Below are 3,401 nucleotides of genomic sequence, written 5' to 3' on the forward strand. Positions count from 1 at the left end.
GACCCGCTTCCCCTGTCTCAACTCACATCGTCGAAACCGATCATCCCCGTATTCAGTTACCAATCCGCTCCCTCTCGGTCGCGGACACATCAGCATACGCCCGCGCAAGGCTGCCCGTCAACACTGATCCTGCCCGCGGTTACTTCCGCAGCTCAGTCTTCGGCAGGCTGAGCGTATCGGCCATCTCCTCGAGCGGAACCTGCTTAGTCTCGGGCATGACCTTCAGAACCCACACGAGCTGAAGCACCATGAAGATGAAGAATGCCAAGAAGGCGACCCCACCACCGAAGCTCGCGACGATCCCCGGGAAGGTCCAGGATGTCACGGCCGCGAAGAACCAGTGCACGAAACTACCCAGTGCCTGTCCTTGCGCGCGCACCTTGTTGGGAAAGATTTCGGCGATGAAGACCCAGATCACAGCGCCCTGGCCGAATGCGTGGGCCGCAATGAACACCACGAGGGAGAGCAATACGATGAGAGCGCTGCCCGCGCCAAAACCGCCCTCGCCACGCGTCAGGAAGACCAGGGAGATGCATCCCAGTGACACCAGATAGCCGATGCTGCCCACGAGCATGAGGCGGCGGCGCCCGAACTTGTCGATGACGGTGAGTGCCGCCATGGTGGCCAACAAGTTGACCAGGCCCACCACGATGGACTGCAGGAGAGCTACGTCTCCGCTGGCGCCCGCCATCCGGAAAATGTCCGGCGCGTAGTACAAAATGGCGTTGATACCCGACAGCTGATTGAACGCCGCGATCGCAATCGCAAGGAGAATGACCTTCTTGTGCGGTCCCGTAAACAGTTTGGTGGAGTCCTGTTCTCGATCGCGCCGAGCGCTCTTCTCCAGCTCAGCGAATTCGGTCTCGAGCTCGGACCGTGACGATGTCAGTCGAGCAAGAATCCCGTGCGAGGTGTCCATGTGACCCTGCGTGTAGAGCCAACGAGGGCTCTCCGGAACGGTAAACACCAGTAGGAAGAAGACGAGTGCCGGGGCCGCTTCCACCCCGAACATCCAGCGCCAGGCAACCTCTTCGCCCACGAACTTGGCGATCACCCAGTTGGACACGTAGGCGAGCAAGATTCCCAACACCACGTTGAACTGAACCAGCCCCACCAGGCGTCCGCGGTTTCGAGCCGGTGAGATCTCGGTGGTGTAGATGGGCGCCACCACGCTCGCTGCGCCTACGCCAATACCTCCGATGAATCGGAAGACCATGAAGAGATACCAGTCCGAGACCACCGCGCTGCCGATGGCCGAGATGAAGTACAGAACCCCGATGGTCAGGAGGACTTTCTTACGTCCGAACTTGTTCGAGGGATACCCAGCGCACAGCGCACCGATGATGGTGCCGATCAGCGCCGTGGCCACCGTGAACCCCAACCCGAACCCAGACAGGTCGAAAACCCTCGTGAGTGACTCGGTGGTTCCAGAGATCACGGCCGTATCGAATCCGAAGAGCAACCCGCCCAGGGCTGCCACGACCGCGCTACGCAGGACCAGACCATTGAGGCGGTTCTCAGCGGGCGCGGGGCTCGGTGTTGTCGGTGAATTCGTTCCTGAAGACATCAGTGTCCCCTGTCAGTAACGGTTTGGCAATGGGTTCTGGTGCACTCATCGGCCCGGGTGCTTCATGGTAGGACTCGGAACCGTCGATTGGCACGATCTCGGGTGCGCGACACGATTCGTGCATTAACGCCGTCCACTTCTCGGACCCATGTGCGCGAATGTTGCAGGGAATCTCCGTGGGATACGCGTCGGTCGATGAGCCGAGTTTCCCGCAGGTCATCGTCCACTTCCAGATACCAACACTCGTCCAGGAGCCTTCCGATGCGCTCCCAACCGTGGGAATCGTGCAAGAGGTAATTTCCCTCCGTGATGACGAGTGGAGCCTCCGGCGGAACGGGCACGGCGCTACCAATTGGTTCTTCCATGTCTCGATCGAATCGTGGTGCGTAGACCAACTGGTCCTGACCGAACCTGATGCGCTCCAGCAGCGAGGCGTAGCCGGCAACGTCGAAAGTATCCGGCGCACCCTTCCGCTCAGACCGGCCGAGCCTGCGCAATTCTTCTCCGGCGAGATGGAACCCGTCCATTTGCACCAGAGCCGCCCGGCTCCCCAACGCAGCCACGAGACCTTCACTGACCGTGGTCTTCCCTGCTCCCGGAGATCCGGTGACACCTAGGACACGCCGTCGCCCATCGGACACCAAGTCCGCGGCCAATTCGACCAGGCGGTCCAGATCAGCCATGCACCCACCATCATCCGAGAATCGCGATGATCCCCCGGGAACCGACGGACCTGGCATCATGTCTGTTCCTCCGAGGATGACTGGCTGACGTGATACGGAACACTAATGAGGGCCTGACGTGGATGTCAACGGACATGGAGGGGCATGACACCCGTGACATCGTGTGTTTCACTGACCACGTCATCATGTGCGGCCGGCCACAGCCGGAGTCGCGCTCGGGCTTGCGATGGGAGACACCATGGACGACTTCAAGGCGCGGACGATCCTCGTGACGGGGGCAAGTGGCGGGATTGGAGGGGCCACGGTGCGCATGCTCCGTGACAGGGGCGCCACAGTCCTGGCTGCCGGTCGCAACGTCGAAGCTCTTGAGCGGCTCTCCGACGAGACCGGCGCAACCGCCCTCCCCTTCGAACTCACCGACGAGGACAGCGTCAAGGCAGCTCTCGAGGGCAAGGACCTCTACGGCGTGGTGAACTGCGGTGGGTGGGGTGGTGCCATCGAAACCCCGCAAGACGCGGATGTGGAGGTCTTCGACCAGGTCATGGCGATCAATGCACGGAGCACCCTGCTGGTCACCAAATACGCCTCCCGGGAAATGATTCGGGTGGGCAAAGGAGGCGCCATTGTCAACGTGTCCAGTCAGGCCAGCCTGGTGGGGCTCAAGGGACACATTGCCTACGGGTCTTCCAAGGCCGCCATGGACAACATCACTCGCGTGAGCTCGCTGGAGCTCGGTCAGTACGGGATCCGGGCCAACAGCGTGAACCCCACGGTGGTGATGACCCCCATGTCAGCGTGGTATTGGGGACGGCCAGATGTCGAGGGGCCCTACCTCGAACAGATGCCCCTGGGTCGCTGGGCCACCGTTGAGGACATCGCGGCACCCATCGTCTTTCTACTCAGCGATGAAGCCGCCATGATCAGCGGCGTGTCCCTGCCCATCGATGGCGGATACACGAACCGCTAGGAGAAGAACCGTCCGGCTGAGTCGGCCGGACGAGTCGTTCACACCCCCATGTTGCGGTAGCGCATGGCGCGCTGGGCCTCACGGTTGTCCTGCTTTTCGCGCAGGGTCTGGCGCTTGTCGTACTCTCGCTTACCGCGGGCCACGGCGATCTCCACCTTCACGCGCTTGTTGTCCACGAAATACA

The 3,401-nt window shown here is 61.5% G+C and carries 4 protein-coding genes; 1 reads left to right on the top strand and 3 read right to left on the bottom strand.

What is annotated here, in order from left to right; all coding sequences use genetic code 11:
• Positions 1 to 139: 139 nt before the first annotated feature.
• On the bottom strand, positions 140 to 1,567 hold the full coding sequence (locus tag Q4E95_RS12045; protein WP_303383535.1) for a sugar porter family MFS transporter: 1,428 nt from the start codon (positions 1,565 to 1,567) through the stop codon (positions 140 to 142).
• A gap of 62 nt (positions 1,568 to 1,629) precedes the next feature.
• Positions 1,630 to 2,250 (bottom strand): nucleoside/nucleotide kinase family protein, encoded by a 621-nt coding sequence (locus tag Q4E95_RS12050; RefSeq protein WP_303383536.1) that lies wholly within the window; start codon positions 2,248 to 2,250, stop codon positions 1,630 to 1,632.
• Positions 2,251 to 2,488: 238 nt separating this feature from the next.
• Between Q4E95_RS12050 and Q4E95_RS12055 the strand changes: the two genes are divergently transcribed.
• Positions 2,489 to 3,217 carry an SDR family oxidoreductase gene (locus Q4E95_RS12055; protein ID WP_303383537.1) on the top strand — a complete coding sequence of 243 codons (729 nt, stop codon included), beginning with the start codon at positions 2,489 to 2,491 and terminating at the stop codon, positions 3,215 to 3,217.
• A 38-nt stretch (positions 3,218 to 3,255) separates the two neighbouring features.
• Here Q4E95_RS12055 and Q4E95_RS12060 read toward each other — a convergent pair.
• A partial coding sequence (locus Q4E95_RS12060) for an SsrA-binding protein (RefSeq protein ID WP_303383538.1) occupies positions 3,256 to 3,401 on the bottom strand: 146 nt, incomplete at its 5' end.

The sequence above is a fragment of the Kocuria sp. genome (assembly GCF_030536815.1).
In the GTDB taxonomy this organism is placed as follows: Bacteria; Actinomycetota; Actinomycetes; order Actinomycetales; family Micrococcaceae; genus Kocuria; species Kocuria gwangalliensis.

Bases quoted from the DNA above. Each gene is read 5' to 3' on its own strand.
- Q4E95_RS12045 (WP_303383535.1), bottom strand. From the start codon at position 1,567: ATGTCTTCAGGAACGAATTCACCGACAACACCGAGCCCCGCGCCCGCT.
- Q4E95_RS12050 (WP_303383536.1), bottom strand. From the start codon at position 2,250: ATGGCTGATCTGGACCGCCTGGTCGAATTGGCCGCGGACTTGGTGTCC.
- Q4E95_RS12055 (WP_303383537.1), top strand. From the start codon at position 2,489: ATGGACGACTTCAAGGCGCGGACGATCCTCGTGACGGGGGCAAGTGGC.